The sequence below is a fragment of the Sphingopyxis granuli genome, from assembly GCF_001559015.1.
Taxonomy (GTDB): Bacteria; Pseudomonadota; Alphaproteobacteria; order Sphingomonadales; family Sphingomonadaceae; genus Sphingopyxis; species Sphingopyxis granuli.
This window is the reverse complement of the sequence record NZ_CP012199.1, coordinates 3,443,671-3,463,484: the sequence shown is the minus strand read 5'-3', so window position 1 is coordinate 3,463,484 and position 19,814 is coordinate 3,443,671. Positions and strand designations below refer to the sequence as shown.

Here is a 19,814-nt window from a genome sequence, read left to right as displayed (position 1 = left end):
AACCAATGTCCGGCATGGTTGCGCGATCATTCAGGGACGTGAGTGCGCAATGAAATTCGATCCGATCAATCCGGCCCGGCCGATCCTCGACCAGTCGGTCGCGAGCGATTGCGGCGAGCTGGCCGTCGGATGCAGCGAAGCGGCCGGGCGCATCAAGCGCACCACCGACCAGATGGATCGCCAGATCGCCGAACTGGGCCGGCTCGAACAATATGTCGTCAGCCTCGAGGCCGATCAGCGCCAGATCGCCGATTCGACCGACGAGGCGAAGCTGCTGTCGGCGCGGGCGTGCGAACAGCTCGATGCCGGGGCAGAACGAGTCAATTCGGCGGTGACCGAGTTTCGCGCCGTGATCGACCTCGTCGCGCGGCTCGGCACGCATGTCACCAATTTCGCGGCGGTGATGGAACAGGTCCAGCAGGTCAGCCAGTCGATCGAATCGATCGCCAAGACCACCAACATGCTCGCGCTCAACGCGGCGATCGAGGCCGAGCGCGCGGGCGATGCCGGGCGTACCTTCGCGGTCGTCGCCGCCGAGGTGAAGAAGCTGGCGCAGAACACGCGCGGCGCGACCGACGAGATCCGCCGCTCGATCGGCAGCCTCGCGGCCGAGGCGGGCGGGCTCGTCGCCGAAATCCAGTCGGGGGTCGAACAGTCGAGCCGCGCCGAGGCACAGTTCGAGACGATCACCGACGCGCTGCACGACGCGACGCATCTCGTCGCGCTACTCGACGATCAGAGCGACCGCATCGCACAGTCGAGCGCGATGGTGCATGCCAACGGCGCCAAGGTGCGCGAGGCGCTCGACGGCGTCGTCGCGTCGGTGCGCGAGAATGGCGCAACGCTGGGCGCGACGCGCGATTCGATCCTGACGATGGAGCAGGTGTCGAACCGCATGTTCAACGCGGTGATATCGGCCGGCGTGTCCCCCCGCGATTCGGCGGTGGTCGAGCTGGCGGCGCGGGTGCGCGACGAATTCGTCGCCATCGCCGAACGCGGGCTGGTGGCCGGGACGCTGACGATGGAGCAGCTTTTCGACACCGACTATGTGCGGGTGCCGCATTCCAATCCCGAACGCTTTCGCACGACGCTGAGCGACTGGGCCGACGCCAACTGGCGGCCGCTGTTCGACCGCATCGTCGCCGAGCATCCCGAGGTGAAGATGTCGTCGGCGGGCGACATGAACGGATTTCTGCCGACGCACATCAGCGACTGTTCGCGCGCGCCGACCGGCGACCTCGAACATGACACCGCGCACTGCCGCAACGGGCGCATCCTGCTCGACGCGATCGACGCCGCGGCGAAGCGCAGCGACGCGCCCTTCTTCATGGCGGTCTATCGGCAGGAGGGCGACGGCACCAATTATGTGACCGTGCGCAACGTCTATATGCCGGTGGTGATCGGCGGGCGCCGCTGGGGTGACGTCGAGGTCGCCTATCAGCTGTAGATTTCGTTATCCCGGCTTTCGCCGGAATGACGTTCAGCTACCCTGCCGCCGTGCCATGAAGGCGAGCTTTTCGAACAGCATCACGTCCTGCTCGTTCTTGAGCAGCGCACCGTGCAGCGGCGGGATCGCCTTGCCGACGTCGCGGTTCTGCAGGACCTCCAGCGGCATGTCCTCGGCCAGCAGCAGCTTGAGCCAGTCGATGAGTTCGCTCGTCGACGGCTTTTTCTTGAGCCCCGGCACGTCGCGCACGTCGTAGAAGATGTCCATCGCGCGGCTGACCAGCGTCTTCTGGATGCCGGGGAAGTGGACCTCGACGATCTCCGCCATCGTGTCGCGGTCGGGGAATTTGATGTAGTGGAAGAAGCAGCGGCGCAGGAAGGCGTCGGGCAGTTCCTTCTCGTTGTTCGAGGTGATGACGACGATCGGGCGTTCCCGAGCGGTGATCGTCTCGTCGGTCTCGTAGACGTGGAAGGCCATGCGATCGAGTTCCTGGAGCAGGTCATTCGGAAATTCGATGTCGGCTTTGTCGATCTCGTCGATCAGCAGCACGGGCAATTTGGGGCTGGTGAAGGCCTCCCACAATTTGCCCTTGCGGATATAGTTGCGGATGTCGTGGACGCGCTCTTCGCCGAGCTGGCCGTCGCGCAGGCGCGCGACCGCGTCATATTCGTAGAGGCCCTGCTGCGCCTTTGTCGTCGACTTGACGTTCCAGGTGATGAGCGGGGCGTCGAAGGCCTTGGCGATCTCTTCCGCGAGCACGGTCTTGCCGGTGCCCGGCTCGCCCTTCACGAGCAGCGGGCGGCGCAGCATCGTCGCGGCGTTGACCGCGATCTTCAGATCCTGGGTCGCGATATAGGCGCTGGTACCTTCGAAACGCATCGGCTCGCTGCCTTTCCCTTAACGTGAACGTCAACTCGCGTTGGGCATAGCGGGGGCGGGGGAGGGGTGCAAGCAGGCACGTCGCCGCCCGGCCATGCGGCGATGCCGTGCGCGGCTGCCGGTGGCCCCGGCCTTTGCAGTGGCATGAGGGGCGTTGGGTTGCCCCGCTTTGCCGCTAGCAATGACGAGTCCGGATTTCCCGTTTCAGGAATGCGTGCGCGCGGCGGCGCGGGCGGCGAGCAGGTCCCACAGCCCGCTATGCTGCGCGAGCAGCTGCTGGGCGCCGAAGGTGAGCGCGCGCTCTATCGCCGGGGTCTGGGCGATCGCGCCCGCGAGGCGCGCGGTGCCCGGCAGGTCGGGCAGCGCGCAGCGTGGCGGCGACAGGTCGAGCCGCTGTGCGCTGATGTCGAGGAGAACGCGGATCGTGCGCCAGTCGAGTGCCAGCGCGATCGCGGCGCCGACCGCGCAGCCGTGGCGGTCCGATTCGGCGAGCATATCGAGCGCCTTGCACTGGGCCGCGACGGCGGCCTCGCACTGGTCCTGCCCCGGCGTGCTCGGCACCGGGCCGGCGGCGGCGGCGATCCGCGACAGGAAGGCGCGCTCGTCGGCGAAGGCCTGCGCGGCCTCCTCCATCCAGGCGCGCGATGCCGGATCGACCGCCTTGCGCGCCGCGCTGTCGACCACCCCGGGATGGCGCCCGTGAAGCAGGCACAGGAAATGGACCGCATCGGCCAGGTTGCGCATCGCGTCGCCGCCCTGGCTGAGGCGGCCGGACCGGACATGCGGATGCGCGCCCGTTCCCTCGCTCGCGACCAGCGAATCGAGCAGTTCGGCGATACCGCGCGTCGGCAGCTTTTGCTGGGGCGACTGGCTCAACGTCTCATCCTCTCTGGGGCGCGATGGTCGGGGTCGCGCCGTTGGATATGCGAAGGCCAGTCCTAGAGCATCGTCGTAAACGTCGCGTTTATGAGGCGCCGGCAAAGTGCCGCGCGCCTGTCCCCGCACGGGACAGAATCAAGGGGACCGGCAGGCAAGGGAACTGCCGGTCCCCAGGGACCGCGGCGCCAGTGGAACGCCGCGGGATCGGGGAAGCGGGGCGGGGCCAGAGAGGGGCGGCCCCGCCCCGCAAACCCTCAGGCCGCGAGGGCCATCTCGTCGGTTTGCGGCGCGCGCGTTTCCATTTCCGCCTCTGTCGCCGCGGGCGCGGTCCTGGCGGGGAAGATCAGGCGCGAGGCGAGCACGATCGCCCCCAGCGCGAAATAGGCGGCAAAGGTCTGCACGGGGAAGAAGAAGAGCGGCGCGATGAAGGCGAGCCGCAGGTACAGCGGGTTGAAGCCGAAGTCCTGGCCCACGGCCTCGCAGATGCCGAAGAAGGTATCGCGGCGGCGGAAGAGATTGGTGGTTTCCTGTTCCATCTTGTTCGTCTTTCGTCCTGGCGGTGGGCCGTTCCCCATCCATGCCCGTTCCAAAGCAACGGGCGTGCCAATTCGGGCTTTCTCTCCATTTTCAGGCGTTTTCGGGCGGGTATGCGCCATCCGGTGCCTTTTTCGATGAATCGATTCCCATCGAATGGGAAGGATCGCCATTTGATGGGCGCAGAATGAATGGCGAATGAAGCCTGATCCATCCGGCGGGTCGCTATCTGGGGCGCGAAGATGAAGATTTGAAGACCGTGGCGGCAAAATATTTGTGCGGTGCAGCATGGCGGTGGGGCGGAACTTTATGCCGCGTGGGGATTCGGGTCTGCCGGACGCTTTCCGCCAATGGCCATCTTTGAATGGTGCGGGAATCGTCCGTTTCCGGCAAGGAAGCGTTCCCTGGCGAAAGCCGCGGTCCATGCGAGGTAGCGCTGTGCCATCTGGACCCCGGCTTTCGCCGGGGAACAGTTCCTTGTCGAAAAGGGATAATGGCCAACTTGTTTCAGAGCCTGCCCCGGACCCGATCCGGGGGGCCATGGTCTGCGCTCGAATGAAAGGTGGCACAAAAGGGAAGGTCCGGCCATGGATGCTGAAACGAGTTCAGCATGACGAACGGATGAGGCAGCGCGCCGAACGCCGAATCCCCACAGGTCATAGACCATGATGACATCGGACGGAATCGTCATTGCGGGCGGCGAAGTCGCACGGCGATCCGGAGCGGGCGGTAACCGCCCTGGGTTGCTTCGCTCCGCTCGCAACGACGCGGGAGGGGGCATCCGAATTCGGGTCCGGATCGAGCAGCCGAGTGCTCCCGCGCAGGCGGGGACCCAGAGCGAATAGCGCCAAGATGGCGTCGGGCCGCTCTGAGTCCCCGGCTGCGCGGGGACACGATATGATGTGTCACCCCCTGAAGAGGAGAGGGCTTGGGCGGTTCAGCCCGGGCGCCGCGCCGGAACGCGCGCGCTTACTGGTCGAGGAAGCTGCGCATCTTGCGGCTGCGCGACGGGTGCTTGAGCTTGCGCAGCGCCTTTGCCTCGATCTGGCGGATGCGTTCGCGGGTGACGCTGAACTGCTGGCCGACCTCCTCCAGCGTGTGGTCGGTGTTCATGCCGATGCCGAAGCGCATGCGCAGAACCCGCTCCTCACGCGGGGTCAGCGAAGCCAGGACTCGCGTGACCGTTTCCTTGAGGTTCGACTGCACCGCGGCGTCGACCGGGATCACGGCGTTCTTGTCCTCGATGAAATCGCCGAGGTGCGAATCCTCCTCGTCGCCGATCGGCGTTTCGAGGCTGATCGGCTCCTTGGCGATCTTCATCACCTTGCGGACCTTTTCGAGCGGCATCGACAGCCGTTCGGCCATTTCCTCCGGCGTCGGCTCGCGGCCGCTTTCGTGCAGGAACTGGCGGCTGCACCGCACCAGCTTGTTGATCGTCTCGATCATGTGGACCGGGATGCGGATCGTGCGCGCCTGGTCGGCGATGCTGCGGGTGATCGCCTGGCGGATCCACCAGGTCGCATAGGTGCTGAACTTGTAGCCGCGGCGATATTCGAACTTGTCGACCGCCTTCATCAGCCCGATGTTGCCTTCCTGGATCAGGTCGAGGAACTGCAACCCGCGGTTGGTGTATTTCTTGGCGATCGAGATGACGAGGCGCAGGTTGGCCTCGACCATTTCCTTCTTGGCGATGCGCGCCTCGCGCTCGCCCTTCTGGACCATGTTCACGACGCGGCGGAATTCGACGAGGCTCATCCCCGCCGCCTGCGCGATCTCTGAAATCTCGGTGCGGATGCGATCGACCGCGACCGCCTCATTCTCGGCGAAGGCGGCCCATTTCTTGTCGAGCTTGCCGACCTCGTCGAGCCAATTCTCCTCGAGCTCGCGCCCGACATAATGGTCGAGGAACGACTTGCGCGCCACTTTGTGGCGCTCGGCCAGGCGCAGCATCTGGCCGCCGAGCGCGGTCAGGCGCCGGTTGTAGCTGTAGAGCTGGTCGACCAGATATTCGATCTTGGTGCCGTGGAACTGCACGCTTTCGACCTGCGCGGTCAGTTCCTCGCGCAGCTTGTGATATTTCTTCTCCGACGCCGCCGGGAAGTCGCCGCCCGCCGACAGCGCGTCGAGCCGCGCTTCCTGCAACTTCTGAAACGCCTTGAAGCTCTTGGTGATCGCCGCGAACTTCTCGAGCGCGTCGGGCTTGAGCAATTCCTCCATCGCGGCGAGACTCAGCGTATTGTCCTCGTCGTCGTCGTCGTAATTCTCGCGCTTCTTGGCTGCGCCGCCCTCTTCGTCGTCGCCGTCGGCCTCGGGCTCCTCCTCGACCTCGTCCTCGTCCTTGAACGAGACGCCGGCGTTCTTCTCGCTGATCTCGCCGTCGACCTCTTCCTCGTCCTCGAGATTCTCGGGCGCGGGATCCTTGGTCAGCATCGCTTCGAGGTCGACGATCTCGCGAAGCTGCATGTCGCCGTTGTTGAGCGCGTTCGACCATTCGATGATCGCGTTGAAGGTCAGCGGGCTTTCGCACAGGCCGAGGATCATCGTGTCGCGGCCCGCCTCGATGCGCTTGGCGATCGCGATCTCGCCCTCGCGGCTCAGCAGTTCGACCGCGCCCATCTCGCGCAGATACATGCGCACCGGGTCGTCGGTGCGGTCGACCGTTTCCTTCTTCTTCTCGACCGCGGGCGCGGACACCGAACCCGAATTGGCGGCGACGTCGATGTCGTCGTCGGCCTCCTGCTCGGCTTCCTCCTGCACATCCTCGTCGCTTTCGACGATGTTGATGCCCATGTCGGAAATCGCCGACATGATGTCCTCGATCTGCTCGGACGACATCTGGTCCTGCGGCAGCGCCTCGTTGAGCTCGTCGTAGGTCAGGTAGCCGCGCTTCTTGCCGCGCGCGATCAGCTTCTTGACGTCGGCCTCGTTGAGGTCGATCAGCGGAGCGTCGGTTTCGGCGGTATTCTTCGTTGCCATGCGTTGTTCCTGCCTTGGGGCATCAAATAGTCAGAGCTGGCTGCTGTCGGACAGCGCGGCCAGCCTGCGGGTCAGTTCCTCGTCCATCGCGCGCAGTTTCTGCTGCCGCGCCAAGCCTTCGTCGTCCATCGTCCGCTGGAAATCCGCGGTCGCCTCGGCCAGCCGGGCACGGATTTCGGGCTGCGTCACCAGCACGCCGATATATTCGTCAAGGTCGCGCAGCGCGGTTTCCCGCGCCTTGGCAACCCCTTCATCGCCTTCCAGCCGTCGATTGAACGAGAAGTGCATTCGGTCGGCTCTGAGCAATGCCATCGCCCTATTATACACTTTCATCGGCTCCAATATGGCAAGCAACCCCTCGGTATCAAGCCCTTCTTCGCGCATCGCGATGTCAAGCATCAGGCCGAGCAGTTCGGCGTCGGCGGAATCGGGCACCGGGAGTCGCGCCAGCGCCTCCTCGTGGCGGCGCAACACCTCGGGATAGCGCAGCAATCCGCCGATCAGCGCCGCCGCGAGCGGGGCGGCGATTCCCGCCTGTCCGATCGACCGCGTCTCGTCGGCGGGCGGCTGCAGCCGCGGGTCGGGCTGAAAGCGCCGCCCGCCGCCGCGCGGCCCCTGCGGCGCCCACGGGACGCGCGGGCCGCGTTCGGGCCGCGCGCGCGCGAACAGCGTGTCGAGCCGCTCGCGAAAGGCCTCGCGATAATGGTGGCGCACGTCGGGGTCCTGGATCGCGTCGGCGTGGTTCAGCAGCCGCGTCTTGAGCGCGGCGCGCTCCTCGGGCGTGTTCAGCGCCGCCGCCGCGACCTCGTGCGTCCACAGCCGTTCGACGAGCGGCTGGGCGTCGTCGAGCACGCCGGCGAAGCCTTCGGCGCCCTTCGCGCGGACGAGGTCGTCGGGGTCCTGCCCGGCGGGCAGGGTCGCGAAGGCGAGGCTGAAGCCGGGACGGAGCAGCGGCAGCGCGCGCGTCGCGGCGCGCATCGCCGCCTTCTGTCCCGCCGCGTCGCCGTCGAAGCAGAGCAGCGGCACCGGCACCATCCGCCACAGCAGGCCGAGCTGGCTTTCGGTGAGCGCGGTGCCGAGCGGCGCGACCGCGTCGGCGATTCCCGCCTCTGCGAGCGCGATCACGTCCATATAGCCCTCGACGACGATGACGCGGTCGGTGCGGCGCGATGCCGGGCTCGCCTTGTCGAGGTTGAACAGGGTGCGCCCCTTGTCGAACAGCGGCGTGTCGGGCGAGTTCAGATATTTGGGCTCGCCGTCGCCCAGGATGCGCCCGCCGAACGCGATCACCCGCCCGCGCGCGTCGCGGATCGGGATCATCAGCCGGCCGCGGAAACGGTCGTAAGGGTCCTTGTCGGAGCCATGTTCCTTTGGCGAAATCAACATCCCGGATTCGACGAGCATCGCGGTGGGGAATGTCTTCAGCGCCTCCTTCAGCGCGCTGCGGCTGTCGGGGGCGAGGCCGAAACCGAAGGCGTCGCGGGTCGCCTCCGAAATGCCGCGCTTCGCCAGATAATCGCGCGCCGGGGCGCCGTTGCCGCTGCCGAGCTGCTGCGCAAACCAGTCGGCGGCGGCTTGCACGACGTCGCGCAGGCTGGCCTGCGCCTCGGCCTTCTTCGCGGCGCGCGGGTCGGGGGCGGGGACCTCCATGCCCGCTTCGGCGGCGAGTTCCTTGACCGCGTCCATGAACGACAGGCCGCGCTGGTCGGTCATCCAGCGGATAGCGTCGCCGTGCGCGCCGCAGCCGAAGCAGTGATAGAAGCCCTTTTCGTCGTTGATCGTGAAGCTGGGCGTCTTTTCGTTATGGAAAGGGCAGCAGGCCTTGTACTCGCGCCCCGCGCGCGTGATCTTCACCGTCCGCCCGATCAGCGTGGACAGCGTGACGCGCGAGCGCAGTTCGTCGAGCCATTGCGGGGTGAGGGCCATCAGGACAGACCCTCGGATTCATTGCCGTTTGTGTCTCGACTTCGCTCGACACGAACGGAAGAGGGGGCGGTGGAGCGCTCTTTGGGCGGTTTGGCGAAATGGCTGATGGCTGCCCAATCCCCGCGGATCAGCGCTTCCTTCTTGGCGCGTGACCATTTCTTGATCCGCAACTCGGTCTCCAGGGCCTCTGTCCGCGTCGGGAAGTCCTGCGACCACATCAGCCGAACCGGCAATCGTGACGACGTAAAGCCTTCGATCTCCCCCGACTGGTGCTGCGCGATCTGGCGCTCCAACTCATCCGTATGCCCGGTATAGTATCGCCCATCGGCACAAAGCAGGATGTAGGACCAGAACGCCATTCCCGCTCTCTACCCGTTCGTGTCGAGCGAAGTCGAGACACCCCGAAGGCGTGCGCGATAGATGGGTGTCTCGACTTCGCTCGACACGAACGGAAGTGGGAAGGCGGTTTTATCCGCTATCAGCCCAGCGCCGCCTTCACCCACCCGCTCGCCTTGCTCATGTCGAGCTGGCTGCCGTGGCGGTCCTTCACCGCGGCCATGACCTTGCCCATGTCCTTGACGCTCGTCGCGCCGAGTTCGGCGACGATCGCCGCGATCGCGGCCCTGGCTTCGTCCTCGCCCAGCTGTGCGGGCAGGAAATCCTCGATCACCGCGACCTCGGCCGCTTCGGCGTCGGCGAGTTCCTGGCGGCCGCCCTGTTCGTACATCGCGATCGATTCGCGCCGCTGCTTGACCATCTTCTGCAGCACGTCGACGACCAGCACGTCGTCGTCGGCCGGCGGGGTGCCGGTACGAAGCTCGATATCGCGGTCCTTGATCTTGGCCAGCATCAGCCGGATGGTGCCCAGACGCGCCTTGTCGCCGGCCTTCATCGCGGCAACCTGCGCAGCCTTGATGTCCTCGCGAATCATTGCGTGTCCTCTTGCGCTGCCATTTCGGAAAGGAGCACCCTTAGCGGGAAGATTCATAATCCGATAGCTTGTGAATCACTTTTTTGGCGCATAGGTGATCGGCCGTTTAGCCTTCCCACCGGAGCATGCTCGATGGCACCAGCCACCCCGTCCGCCGCGCCTGAAGTCGCGCCCGCAAAACAGCCCGCCGGCGCTACCGGCGTGCTCGTCCTCGCCGACGGCACGCTGCTGTGGGGCGTCGGATACGGCGCCGCCGGGGGGGCGGTGGGCGAAGTCTGCTTCAACACCGCGATGACGGGGTATCAGGAGATACTGACCGACCCGAGCTATGCCGGGCAGATCGTCACCTTCACCTTTCCGCACATCGGCAACGTCGGCGCGAACCCGGAGGATATGGAGCGCGGCGTCCATGGTGCGGTCGGCTGCATCACGCGCGAGCTGCCGACGGCGCCCAGCAATTTCCGCAGTATCCAGACGCTGCCCGAATGGATGGCCGAACAGGGCGTGATCGGGCTGGCGGGGATCGACACCCGCGCGCTGACCCGCCGCATCCGCGACGCGGGCGCGCCGAACGGTGTGATCGCACACAGCCCCGATGGCCGGTTCGACATTGACGAACTGCTCGCCATGGCGCGCAACTGGCCGGGGCTGGAAGGCCTCGATCTGGCGAAGGGCGTCAGCCGCGCGGACACGGGCGACTGGACCGGCGGCGCGTGGGCGCTGGGACAGGGCTATGCGAGCGCCGGGGGTGATGCGCGCCCGCATGTCGTCGCGATCGACTATGGCGCGAAGGACAATATCTTCCGCAACCTGGTGAAGGCCGGCGCGCGCGTCACCGTGGTTCCCGCGACCGCGACGCTGGACGAGGTGCTGAGCCACAAGCCTGACGGCGTGTTCCTGTCGAACGGCCCCGGCGACCCCGCGGCGACGGGGGAATATGCGGTGCCCGTGATTCGCGGGCTGCTCGACCGCGACATTCCGCTGTTCGGCATCTGCCTCGGCCACCAGATGCTGGGCATCGCGGTCGGCGCCAGGACGGTGAAGATGCACCAGGGCCACCGCGGCGCGAACCACCCCGTGCAGCGCGCGGAAGACGGCGTGGTCGAGATCACCAGCATGAACCACGGCTTCGCGGTCGACGCCGCGACGCTACCCGCGGGCGTGGTCGAGACGCACAAGAGCCTGTTCGACGGATCGAACTGCGGCATAGCGATCACGGGCAAGAATGCGTTCAGCGTGCAATATCACCCCGAGGCGAGCCCGGGGCCGCAGGACAGCTTCTATCTGTTCGAGAAGTTTGTTGGTGGGTTGGAGAGCTGAGATGGAAATCTACGGATTCGCTTCAGACAGCCTCACAAATATTTGGGCAGGCATCGGCTCGGGCCTCTGGGCTGTCGGCGAAGCTAAGGATGCGACTTACGAAAAAGGCCGCCGCACGAAAGCGGACAGCATGCCGGTCGGTGCCTTTGGAATTCTATATTGCCGCGAGACGGCTTCGTACACGACGCCATTTGTGGTCTATTCGAAGCCGGATCCCGCAAAAACGATATCGAATATTTGGGCAGCTCCGTGGGTCTTACCGTTTCAGATCAAACCATTAGGAAATCCAACTAAATCGCTATCTGTCGCTCGGGCGAAAGCGGTCCTGCCGAGTATGCAACTCCCGGGTAAAGACGATCCACGGAAGCATCTCATTACGGTTCAAGGCAATTTTGCATTCCAGCCTTCGAAAATCACCGATGCCGATTGGTCCGTATTGATTCAGGAACTCGCAATCTAATGCCCAAAAGAACCGACATAAAATCCATCCTCGTCATCGGCGCCGGCCCGATCGTTATCGGTCAGGCGTGCGAGTTTGACTATTCGGGGACGCAGGCGATCAAGGCGCTCAAGGAGGAGGGCTATCGCATCGTCCTCGTCAACTCCAACCCGGCGACGATCATGACCGATCCCGAACTGGCCGACGCGACCTATGTCGAGCCGATCACGCCGGAGATCGTCGCCAAGATCATCGAACGCGAGCGCCCCGATGCGGTGCTGCCGACGATGGGCGGGCAGACGGCGCTCAACACCGCGCTGGCGCTGGCGCAGGACGGGACGCTGGCGAAGTTCGGGGTCGAGATGATCGGCGCCGACGCCGAGGCGATCGACAAGGCCGAGGACCGGCTGAAGTTCCGCGATGCGATGGACAAGATCGGCCTCGAAAGCGCGCGCAGCGGCATCGCGCACACGATGGAAGAGGCGTTCGCGGTGCTCGAACGCACCGGCCTGCCCGCGATCATCCGCCCGTCCTTCACGCTCGGCGGTACCGGCGGCGGCATCGCCTATAACCGCGAGGAGTTCGAGGGCATCGTTCGCGGCGGCCTGATCGCATCCCCCACCACCGAAGTCCTGATCGAGGAATCGCTCCTCGGCTGGAAGGAGTTCGAGATGGAGGTGGTGCGCGACCGCAAGGACAATTGCATCATCATCTGCTCGATCGAGAATGTCGATCCGATGGGGGTGCATACCGGCGACAGCATCACCGTCGCGCCCGCGCTGACGCTGACCGACAAGGAATATCAGATCATGCGGAACGCGAGCATCGCGGTGCTGCGCGAGATCGGGGTCGAAACGGGCGGGTCGAACGTGCAGTTCGCGGTCAACCCGAAGGACGGGCGCCTGATCGTGATCGAGATGAACCCGCGCGTGTCGCGCTCGTCGGCGCTGGCGTCGAAGGCGACGGGCTTCCCGATCGCCAAGGTCGCGGCGAAGCTGGCGGTCGGCTACACGCTCGACGAGATCATGAACGACATCACCGGCGTCACTCCGGCGTCATTCGAGCCGACCATCGACTATGTCGTCACCAAGATTCCGCGCTTCGCCTTCGAGAAGTTCAAGGGCGCCGAGGCGACGCTGTCGACCGCGATGAAGTCGGTGGGTGAGGTGATGGCGATCGGCCGCACGATCCACGAAAGCCTGCAGAAGGCGCTGCGCGGGCTCGAAACCGGGCTGTCGGGCTTCAACTTCGTCGACCGGCTGGTCGGCGCGAGCGCGGAGCAGCTGAAGATCGAACTGGCGAAGCCGACCCCCGACCGGCTGCTCGTCGCCGCGCAGGCGATCCGCGAGGGGCTGCCGCTCGCCGAGATCAACCGCATCGCCGGATATGACATGTGGTTCCTCGACCGCATCGCCGAGATCGTCGCGGCCGAGAAGGCCGTGGTGGCGGACGGCCTGCCGCGCGACGCCGAAGGACTGCGGCGGCTGAAGGCGATGGGCTTTTCGGACAAGAGGCTCGCCTATCTGGCGCTCCAGTCGGCGAATCTCCAGCCGGGCGCCGGGCACGCCGCGGCGCGCGGCGGCGGGCTGATCCACGAGGCGGTGAAGGCGATGACCGGCGGCGTCACCGAGGCCGAGGTGCGCGCGCTGCGCCACCGGCTGGGCGTGCGCCCGGTGTTCAAGACCATCGACACCTGCGCCGCGGAGTTCGAGGCGCAGACGCCCTATCTCTATTCGACCTACGAAGCGCCGACCTTCGGCGCGCCCGAGAATGAGGCCAATCCGAGCGACCGGAAAAAGATCGTCATCCTGGGCGGCGGCCCGAACCGGATCGGGCAGGGGATCGAGTTCGACTATTGCTGCTGCCACGCCTGCTTCGCGCTGGAAGAGGCGGGCTATGAGACGATCATGGTCAACTGCAACCCGGAGACGGTGTCGACCGATTACGATACGTCGGACCGCCTCTATTTCGAGCCGCTGACCGCCGAGGACGTGCTCGAGATCCTGCACGTCGAGCAGTCGAAGGGCACCCTCGTCGGCGTGATCGTCCAGTTCGGCGGGCAGACCCCGCTCAAGCTCGCGCAGGCGCTGGAGGAGGCGGGTATCCCGATCCTGGGCACCTCGCCCGACGCGATCGATCTGGCCGAGGACCGCGAGCGTTTCGCGGCGCTCGTCAACAAGCTCGGCCTCAAGCAGCCTGCCAACGGCATCGCGCGCAGCCGCGAGGAGGCCATCGCGGTCGCGGCGCGTATCGGGTACCCGGTGCTGACGCGCCCGAGCTATGTTCTCGGCGGGCGGGCGATGGAGATCGTCGACGATCAGGAACAGCTCGAAAACTATATCGAGACCGCGGTGCAGGTATCGGGCGATTCGCCGGTGCTGATCGATCGCTATCTGCGCGACGCGATCGAGGTCGACGTCGACGCGCTGTGCGACGGCACCGATGTCGTGGTCGCGGGCGTGCTCCAGCATATCGAGGAAGCGGGCGTCCATTCGGGCGACAGCGCCTGCTCGATCCCGCCCTACAGCCTGTCCGCCGAAATCGTCGCCGAGATCGAACGGCGGGCCGACGCGCTGGCGCGCGCGCTGAACGTGCGCGGGCTGATGAACATCCAGTTCGCGGTGCAGGCCGATCCCGGATCGCCGGCCGGGGCCAGCGTCTATCTGATCGAGGTCAACCCGCGCGCCAGCCGCACCGTGCCGTTCGTCGCCAAGGCGGTGGGATCGCCGATCGCCAAGATCGCGGCGCGCGTGATGGCGGGCGAGAAGCTGGCCGACCTGCCGAAGATCAACCGCGACATCGCGCATGTCGCGGTGAAGGAAGCGGTCTTCCCCTTCGCGCGCTTCCCCGGCACCGATCCGGTCTTGTCGCCGGAGATGAAGTCCACCGGCGAAGTCATGGGAATCGATAGCGATTTCAACCTGGCCTTTGCCAAGGCACAGCTCGGCGCGGGTGACAGCCTGCCGACCGAGGGGCGTCTGTTCGTGTCGGTCAAGGACAGCGACAAGCCGCGGGTCGTCGGCGCGGTGAAGCAACTCGCCGACTGGGGGTGGCAGGTGATCGCGACCGGCGGCACCGCCGACTATCTGGCCGAGCAGGGCATCGCGATCGAACGCGTCAACAAGGTGGCCGAGGGGCGTCCGCATATCGTCGACCGGATCAAGGACGGCGACGTCCAGCTCATCTTCAACACCACCGAAGGGTGGCAGAGCCTGCAGGATTCGCAGTCGATCCGCGCCTCGGCGCTCGCGGCGGACGTCGCCTATTACACGACGGCGGCGGGAAGCGATGCCGCGACCCACGCCATCGGCGCGCTGCGCGCGCGCAGTCTTGAAGTAAAGCCGCTTCAGGACTATTATTGATGCACCGCTTCACCCCCCGACATTGACGGAAACAGCGGCTCAGCCGCCCGACACCCGGTTCGCCGGAACAGGATTTTTGACGAAGGACAATGGGATAATGGCAAGCGTTGAAAAGGTGCCGATGCTGGCGGAAGGCTATGAGAAGCTGAGCGCCCAACTCGCCGCGCTGAAGGCCGAGCGCCCGCAGATCGTCGACGCGATCGAGGAAGCGCGCGCGCATGGCGACCTGTCGGAAAATGCCGAATATCACGCCGCGAAGGAACGCCAGGGCCAGGTCGAGGCGTCGATCGGCGATCTCGAGGACAAGCTGGCGCGCGCGCAGATCATCGACCCCACGACGCTTTCGGGCGACCGCATCGTCTTTGGCGCGACCGTCACCCTGGCCGACGAGGACGACAAGCCGGTGCGCTACCAGATCGTTGGGCAGGCCGAGGCGGACGCCAAGGAAGGGCGGATCAGCTATAATTCGCCGCTCGGCCGCGCGCTGATCGGCCGCCGCGTCGACGACGAGATCGAGGTCACCGTGCCGTCGGGCGACAAATATTATCTGGTGACGAAGATCGAATTCATCTGACGGACGGACGCGCATGAAGCCGCAGGACGCGCCGCTGGTCACGGGCTATGCGCTGCTCTGTGCGGCGCTGTTCGTCGTGCTGACGCTCAGCGGTTTCCAGACCGAGGCGATCGTGCGCGCGGGCTTCGTGCCGGCGCGCTGGAGCGGCGAGCTGATCCTGCCGCCGGGGCCGTTCGTGCCCTTCGTGCTGACGCCGCTGACCTCCGCCTTCCTGCACGGGAGCCTGCTGCACCTGATCTTCAACCTGGTCGTGCTGCTCTATATCGGGCGGCCGCTCGAAGCGCCGATGGGAACGAAGGCGATCGCGGTCCTGCTGGTCGTCGGCGCCTGCGCCGGCGCATTCGCGCAATGGCTTTCCAACCCGGCGTCGGTGGTGCCGATGATCGGCGCGAGCGGCGCGATCTCGGCGCTGATCGCGGTGTTCGCGCTGATCTTCAGCCGGTCGCAGGCACCGGCGCTCGGGCCGATCCCCAGCCATTGGGTGCGGGCGCTGTGGCTCGCCGCGGCGTGGATCGGCGTCCAGCTGCTCATCGGTTTCGCGGGCGGCGCCGGCTTTGGCGCCATCGCCATCTGGGCGCATGTCGGCGGTTTCCTGGCGGGCCTGCTGCTCGCGCGGCCGCTGCTGCGCTGGCGGTTCGGAGGGCGGTAGGGACGGGCGACCCTTTGGTGGCGCTCAGCCGTCCAGCAAGCCGCCCGCGAGCAGCATCGCGACGCGCACGTCGATGCCGCATCCCCCGGCGCGCTTCGCCGCGACGAAATCGGCGATTCCGGTCAGCGGCACGCGGTGGACAATGATGTCTTCGCCGCCGACTCCGCCGCCGGGGCCGACCTTGGTCAATCCGGTGGCGACGAGCAGGGTGAAGCTCTCGCTGACCATGCCCGGCGAACTGAAGAATTCGCCCACCGTGCGCCAGTGGGTGGCGCGATAGCCGGTTTCCTCCTCCAGTTCGCGCTCGGCCGCCGTTTCCGGCGCCTCGCCCGCGCTCTCGTCGCCGACGAGACCCGCGGGCAGTTCGAGGCACGGACGCCCCAGCGGCACGCGATATTGTTCGACCAGCAGGACGTGACGCCCGCTTTCGTCCGCGTCGATCGCGAGGATCACCGCGGCGTGGATGCCGCGCGAGCGCGAGACATATTCCCACGTCCCCTGCTGCCGGACGGTGATGAAGCGGCCCTCCCATCGCGTTTCGATGGGAGCGTCGGGGGCGGGGCGGGACATGGCTTTCCTTTCGCGGCGACGGAGCGCGTCAAAGCTCGATCAGGCGATCGGGCAGTTCGTTCGGATTTTCGCTGCCGCGCGGGAAATGTTCGGCGAGTATGACACCCATGTGCGCGACCGCCTCTGCCATGCCTTCGCCGGGCCGGCCGGCGCGCACGCGTTCGATCAGCGCCGCCATCGCGTCGCCCCATACCTCCGCCGGGACTTTCGAGGCGATCGCTTCGTCGGCGACGATGTCGGCGCGATGTTCGCGCAGGCTGAGATAGAGGAGGACGCCGGTGCGGCCAAGCGTCTTCGCCTCCGCCCCGACCTTGAACAGGTCGATCGCGCGGGCGCGGACGCGGCCGGCGAGGATCGCGCGCGGCGTCAGCCACAGACGCAGCGGCCGCCACAACAGAATCAGCCACATGGCGATCCACTTGAGCACACCGACTGCAATGACGACGCCAAGCCATTGATTGGCGGTCAGGCCGTGCCCCCAGCCGCCGGTCAGCCGGTCGTAGAGGCCCTGATAGAAATCGGGAAACAGCGCGATCACCGACATGGCGAGGAAGGCGATCACGCTCGCCCAGACAAGCGCGACATCGTCGTAATCGTTCGATTGCGCGGCGATGACGGTGACGATCTCGCCGCTCGTCCGCGCCTCGGCCGCGGCGACCGCGGCGGTGACGAGGTCGTGATCGGCGGCGCTGACATGGCTGACTTTCATGCGTTCCGCTCCCTACCAGCCGCCCGAGGCGCCGCCGCCGCCGAAACTGCCGCCGCCCCCCGAAAAACCGCCGAATCCGCCACCGCCGCCCCAGCCGCCGCCGCCGCCCCAAGATGAGCCACGGCCGCCGCCGCCCCAGTCATGATCGCCCCAGACGATGATCGGCGCCGCGCCCCATGGGCGATGCTTGCGATGCCGCCGGCCGCGCCGCCCGAAGGCCGAGAGCATCGGCAGGACGAAGAAGAAGAGGATGATGAAACCGATAAAGATGAAGCCGCCGAAGCTGCCGTCATCGGCGCGGTCGCGCTCTGCCTTCGCGGCGGCGGCGGCGCGCGCCGCGGCCTCCTCGGGCGGGAGCGCGATCTGCTGCGCGATCGCGTTCACCCCGGCCTGGATGCCGCCCGGATAGTCGCCATCCTTGAAGCGCGGCGTCACCTGATCGCGGATGATCCGCCCCGACAGGGCGTCCGTCAGGATCGGTTCGAGGCCGTAGCCCACCGATATGTTCATTCGCCGTTCGTTGGGCGCGATCAGGAAGACGACGCCGTCATTCTCTTCCTTGCCCCCGATGCCCCAGGTGCGGCCGAGCCTGTAGCCGTAATCGGCGACGTCCTGTCCTTCAAGGTCGTTGACCGTCGCGACGACGAGCTGGTGCCCGGTCGTCTTTTCGAGCTGTTCGAGCTGGGCGGTGAGGTCCGCTTCCTCGGCCGGCGGGATGATGTCGGCCTGATCGACGACGCGCCCGGTGAGCTGGGGAAAGGTCTGCGCGGCGGCGGGGACCGCCATAAGCAAAGCGAGGAGGAGGGCCGACGTCAGGGCGGCCCACAATCCCGCGAAACCGAAGCGGCCCTCGCGTCCGTTCGTGCTCTGGGCGAACGGGAGAAATGGCATAGCGATGGCCCTATTGCCCGAAATCGACCTTGGGCGCGACGTTGGCGTTGGGCGTCACCGCGCGATAGGGCGTCATCGGCTTTGCGCCGTGGACGATCTTGGCGCCGATGATGTCGGGGAAGGTGCGGATCGTCGTGTTATAATCCTGCACCGCGTTGTTATAGTCCTGGATCGTCACGTTGATCCGGTTCTCCGTGCCTTCGAGCTGGGTCATCAGGTCGGCAAAACGACCCTGGCTCTTGAGGTCGGGATATTGCTCGACGGTGGCGAGCAGGCGGCTGAGCGAGCCGGTGACATTGCCCTGCGCCTGCTGGAAGGCCTGCACCTTCGCAGGGTCTTCGAGGTCGTCGGCGGTCAGCTTGATCTGGGTAGCCGAGGCGCGCGCCTGGATGACGCTTTCCAGCGTCGCCTGTTCGATCTTCGCCGCGCCCTTCGCGGTCTCGACGAGATTGGGAATCAGGTCGGCGCGCCGCTGATAGGCGGCCTCGACATTCGCCCATTTCGCCTTGGCGGCCTCTTCCTTGGTGGGAACGCTGTTGATGCCGCAGGCGGACAGCGACAGCGCGGCGACGGGGACGATCATCCAGCGGGCGGAACGCATGGTCATGGTCTCTAAACTCCCTCCGGCGGCGTTTTGCCGCAACAATACACATAATAGGATGACGCTTGCCTTTGCGCAATCGTCGCGGCACCACTCGGCGGTTCGCCCAATTTTCCCGGGAGTGAGAAGATGTTGAACGAGTTCAAGGAATTCATCGCACGCGGCAGCGTCATCGATCTGGCGGTCGGCGTCATCATCGGCGGCGCCTTTGCGACGATCACCGGGTCGCTGACCGAGGACCTGATCATGCCCTTCGTCGGCTGGATATTCGGCGGGGTCGATTTCTCCAGCAAGTTCATCCTGCTGGGCAGCGTGCCCGACGGGATCGCGGCGACCGACTATGCGGCGCTCAAGAAAGCCGGGGTGGCGATGGTCGGCTATGGCGCCTTCATCACCGCGGTGATCAATTTCCTGATCCTCGCCTTCATCATCTTCCTGATGGTGCGCGCGGTGAACCGGCTGCTGCGCAAGGGGCCCGAAGCCGCCGCGCCGACCGAGGTCGACCTGCTCACCGAAATCCGCGACGAATTGCGGCGGAAATAGCGCCGCGGCGGCGGTCGGCCGCCCACGTTGCAAACCGCCCCGCGGCTCCCTATATCGGCAATGCCGGTTTCGGCCGGCTATGAGGATAAATGGTGTCGTGGAATAGACACAGCGGACCCGGGGGCAGTACCCGGCGGCTCCACCACAAACCCGCGCGCTTTTGAAGGGGTGCGCGGGCTTCTGACGGGGCCGAACCAGGATCGACGTGTGTTCAAAGACGATGTTTTCTTCCGGGCTGAGTAACCCGTTAAAGGCTCAAAACCAATAAGTGCTAACGATAACGAAGCACTCGCTCTTGCTGCCTAACCGATAAGCCTCACGGCCTAAGGTTAGACAAATAGAACGCGGTTCGGACCGAACCGGGCAACAGAATCGGATACCAGCGGCTGGGGACGAGCCGGGCAACAGAATCGTCCCACCTTTCCTTACATGTCCGTGCCGATTGCGCCCTCTACATCAGGAATAACTTGTTCCCCGGCACAAGCCGGGGTCCAGATGGCATGACACTGCCCCGCGTGGACCCCGGCTTTCGCCGGGGAACGAGCCTTTGTCGGCAGAGGGATGATTTTCCGATCAGACGGCGC

Annotated in this window: 18 protein-coding genes and 1 other RNA gene; 8 read left to right on the top strand and 11 right to left on the bottom strand. The window is 66.0% G+C overall.

The genetic code is table 11. From position 1 onward, the window contains the following. The first annotated feature begins 49 nt into the window (after positions 1-49). Positions 50-1,447, top strand: coding sequence for a methyl-accepting chemotaxis protein (locus SGRAN_RS15850; RefSeq protein ID WP_067185274.1), 1,398 nt, complete (start codon positions 50-52; stop codon positions 1,445-1,447). A 33-nt stretch (positions 1,448-1,480) separates the two neighbouring features. On the opposite strand, the gene SGRAN_RS15845 is transcribed toward SGRAN_RS15850, so the two are convergent. From SGRAN_RS15845 to SGRAN_RS15815, 7 genes are all read right to left on the bottom strand, one after another. After that, complete coding sequence (locus SGRAN_RS15845; RefSeq protein WP_067185272.1) at positions 1,481-2,326, bottom strand: AAA family ATPase; 846 nt, start codon at positions 2,324-2,326, stop codon at positions 1,481-1,483. A 204-nt stretch (positions 2,327-2,530) separates the two neighbouring features. After that, positions 2,531-3,202 (bottom strand): DUF6975 family protein, encoded by a 672-nt coding sequence (locus tag SGRAN_RS15840; RefSeq protein WP_067185270.1) that lies wholly within the window; start codon positions 3,200-3,202, stop codon positions 2,531-2,533. A 257-nt stretch (positions 3,203-3,459) separates the two neighbouring features. Beyond that, positions 3,460-3,861, bottom strand: a complete 402-nt coding sequence (locus tag SGRAN_RS23055) for a PspC domain-containing protein (protein WP_237233539.1) — start codon at positions 3,859-3,861, stop codon at positions 3,460-3,462. Positions 3,862-4,708: 847 nt separating this feature from the next. Further along, the gene (gene rpoD, locus SGRAN_RS15830; protein WP_067185264.1) at positions 4,709-6,715 is read right to left on the bottom strand and encodes an RNA polymerase sigma factor RpoD; all 2,007 of its coding nucleotides are present in this window, start codon (positions 6,713-6,715) and stop codon (positions 4,709-4,711) included. Positions 6,716-6,745: 30 nt separating this feature from the next. Beyond that, positions 6,746-8,641 carry a DNA primase gene (gene dnaG / locus SGRAN_RS15825; RefSeq protein WP_067185262.1) on the bottom strand — a complete coding sequence of 632 codons (1,896 nt, stop codon included), beginning with the start codon at positions 8,639-8,641 and terminating at the stop codon, positions 6,746-6,748. Next, the gene (locus tag SGRAN_RS15820; protein ID WP_067185259.1) at positions 8,641-9,000 is read right to left on the bottom strand and encodes a GIY-YIG nuclease family protein; all 360 of its coding nucleotides are present in this window, start codon (positions 8,998-9,000) and stop codon (positions 8,641-8,643) included. Before SGRAN_RS15820 ends, dnaG begins: the two co-directional genes overlap by 1 nt. 119 nt (positions 9,001-9,119) lie before the next feature. Next, positions 9,120-9,572 (bottom strand): GatB/YqeY domain-containing protein, encoded by a 453-nt coding sequence (locus SGRAN_RS15815; RefSeq protein WP_067185257.1) that lies wholly within the window; start codon positions 9,570-9,572, stop codon positions 9,120-9,122. A 132-nt stretch (positions 9,573-9,704) separates the two neighbouring features. On the opposite strand from SGRAN_RS15815, the gene carA reads away from it, so the two are divergent. The 5 genes from carA to SGRAN_RS15795 all read left to right on the top strand — a co-directional run bounded on the left by carA (position 9,705) and on the right by SGRAN_RS15795 (position 15,916). Next, positions 9,705-10,892 carry a glutamine-hydrolyzing carbamoyl-phosphate synthase small subunit gene (carA, locus tag SGRAN_RS15810; protein ID WP_067185255.1) on the top strand — a complete coding sequence of 396 codons (1,188 nt, stop codon included), beginning with the start codon at positions 9,705-9,707 and terminating at the stop codon, positions 10,890-10,892. Between the two features lies 1 nt (position 10,893). Then, complete coding sequence (locus SGRAN_RS22340) at positions 10,894-11,352, top strand: hypothetical protein (RefSeq protein ID WP_148650900.1); 459 nt, start codon at positions 10,894-10,896, stop codon at positions 11,350-11,352. Further along, positions 11,352-14,693 carry a carbamoyl-phosphate synthase large subunit gene (gene carB / locus SGRAN_RS15805; RefSeq protein WP_067185252.1) on the top strand — a complete coding sequence of 1,114 codons (3,342 nt, stop codon included), beginning with the start codon at positions 11,352-11,354 and terminating at the stop codon, positions 14,691-14,693. The genes SGRAN_RS22340 and carB overlap by 1 nt, the downstream gene beginning before the upstream one ends. Before the next feature lie 97 nt (positions 14,694-14,790). Further along, positions 14,791-15,267, top strand: a complete 477-nt coding sequence (gene greA, locus SGRAN_RS15800) for a transcription elongation factor GreA (RefSeq protein WP_067105409.1) — start codon at positions 14,791-14,793, stop codon at positions 15,265-15,267. 13 nt (positions 15,268-15,280) lie between these two features. Continuing rightward, positions 15,281-15,916, top strand: a complete 636-nt coding sequence (locus SGRAN_RS15795; protein ID WP_067185250.1) for a rhomboid family intramembrane serine protease — start codon at positions 15,281-15,283, stop codon at positions 15,914-15,916. Between the two features lie 24 nt (positions 15,917-15,940). Here SGRAN_RS15795 and SGRAN_RS15790 read toward each other — a convergent pair whose 3' ends face one another. The 4 genes from SGRAN_RS15790 to SGRAN_RS15775 all read right to left on the bottom strand — a co-directional run bounded on the left by SGRAN_RS15790 (position 15,941) and on the right by SGRAN_RS15775 (position 18,693). Further along, complete coding sequence (locus SGRAN_RS15790; protein WP_067185247.1) at positions 15,941-16,486, bottom strand: NUDIX hydrolase; 546 nt, start codon at positions 16,484-16,486, stop codon at positions 15,941-15,943. A 28-nt stretch (positions 16,487-16,514) separates the two neighbouring features. After that, positions 16,515-17,195: a TPM domain-containing protein gene (locus SGRAN_RS15785; RefSeq protein WP_067105406.1), complete on the bottom strand. Its 681-nt coding sequence runs from the start codon at positions 17,193-17,195 to the stop codon at positions 16,515-16,517. Between the two features lie 12 nt (positions 17,196-17,207). Then, positions 17,208-17,981: a TPM domain-containing protein gene (locus SGRAN_RS15780; RefSeq protein ID WP_067187125.1), complete on the bottom strand. Its 774-nt coding sequence runs from the start codon at positions 17,979-17,981 to the stop codon at positions 17,208-17,210. A gap of 115 nt (positions 17,982-18,096) precedes the next feature. Then, positions 18,097-18,693 carry a LemA family protein gene (locus tag SGRAN_RS15775; RefSeq protein ID WP_067105405.1) on the bottom strand — a complete coding sequence of 199 codons (597 nt, stop codon included), beginning with the start codon at positions 18,691-18,693 and terminating at the stop codon, positions 18,097-18,099. A 123-nt stretch (positions 18,694-18,816) separates the two neighbouring features. Here SGRAN_RS15775 and mscL point away from each other — a divergent pair, with 123 nt between their 5' ends. Both mscL and ssrA read left to right on the top strand, forming a co-directional pair. Continuing rightward, positions 18,817-19,230 (top strand): large conductance mechanosensitive channel protein MscL, encoded by a 414-nt coding sequence (gene mscL / locus SGRAN_RS15770; protein WP_067105404.1) that lies wholly within the window; start codon positions 18,817-18,819, stop codon positions 19,228-19,230. A 23-nt stretch (positions 19,231-19,253) separates the two neighbouring features. Continuing rightward, positions 19,254-19,611: a transfer-messenger RNA gene (gene ssrA, locus SGRAN_RS15765) on the top strand. The last annotated feature ends 203 nt before the right edge of the window (positions 19,612-19,814 follow it).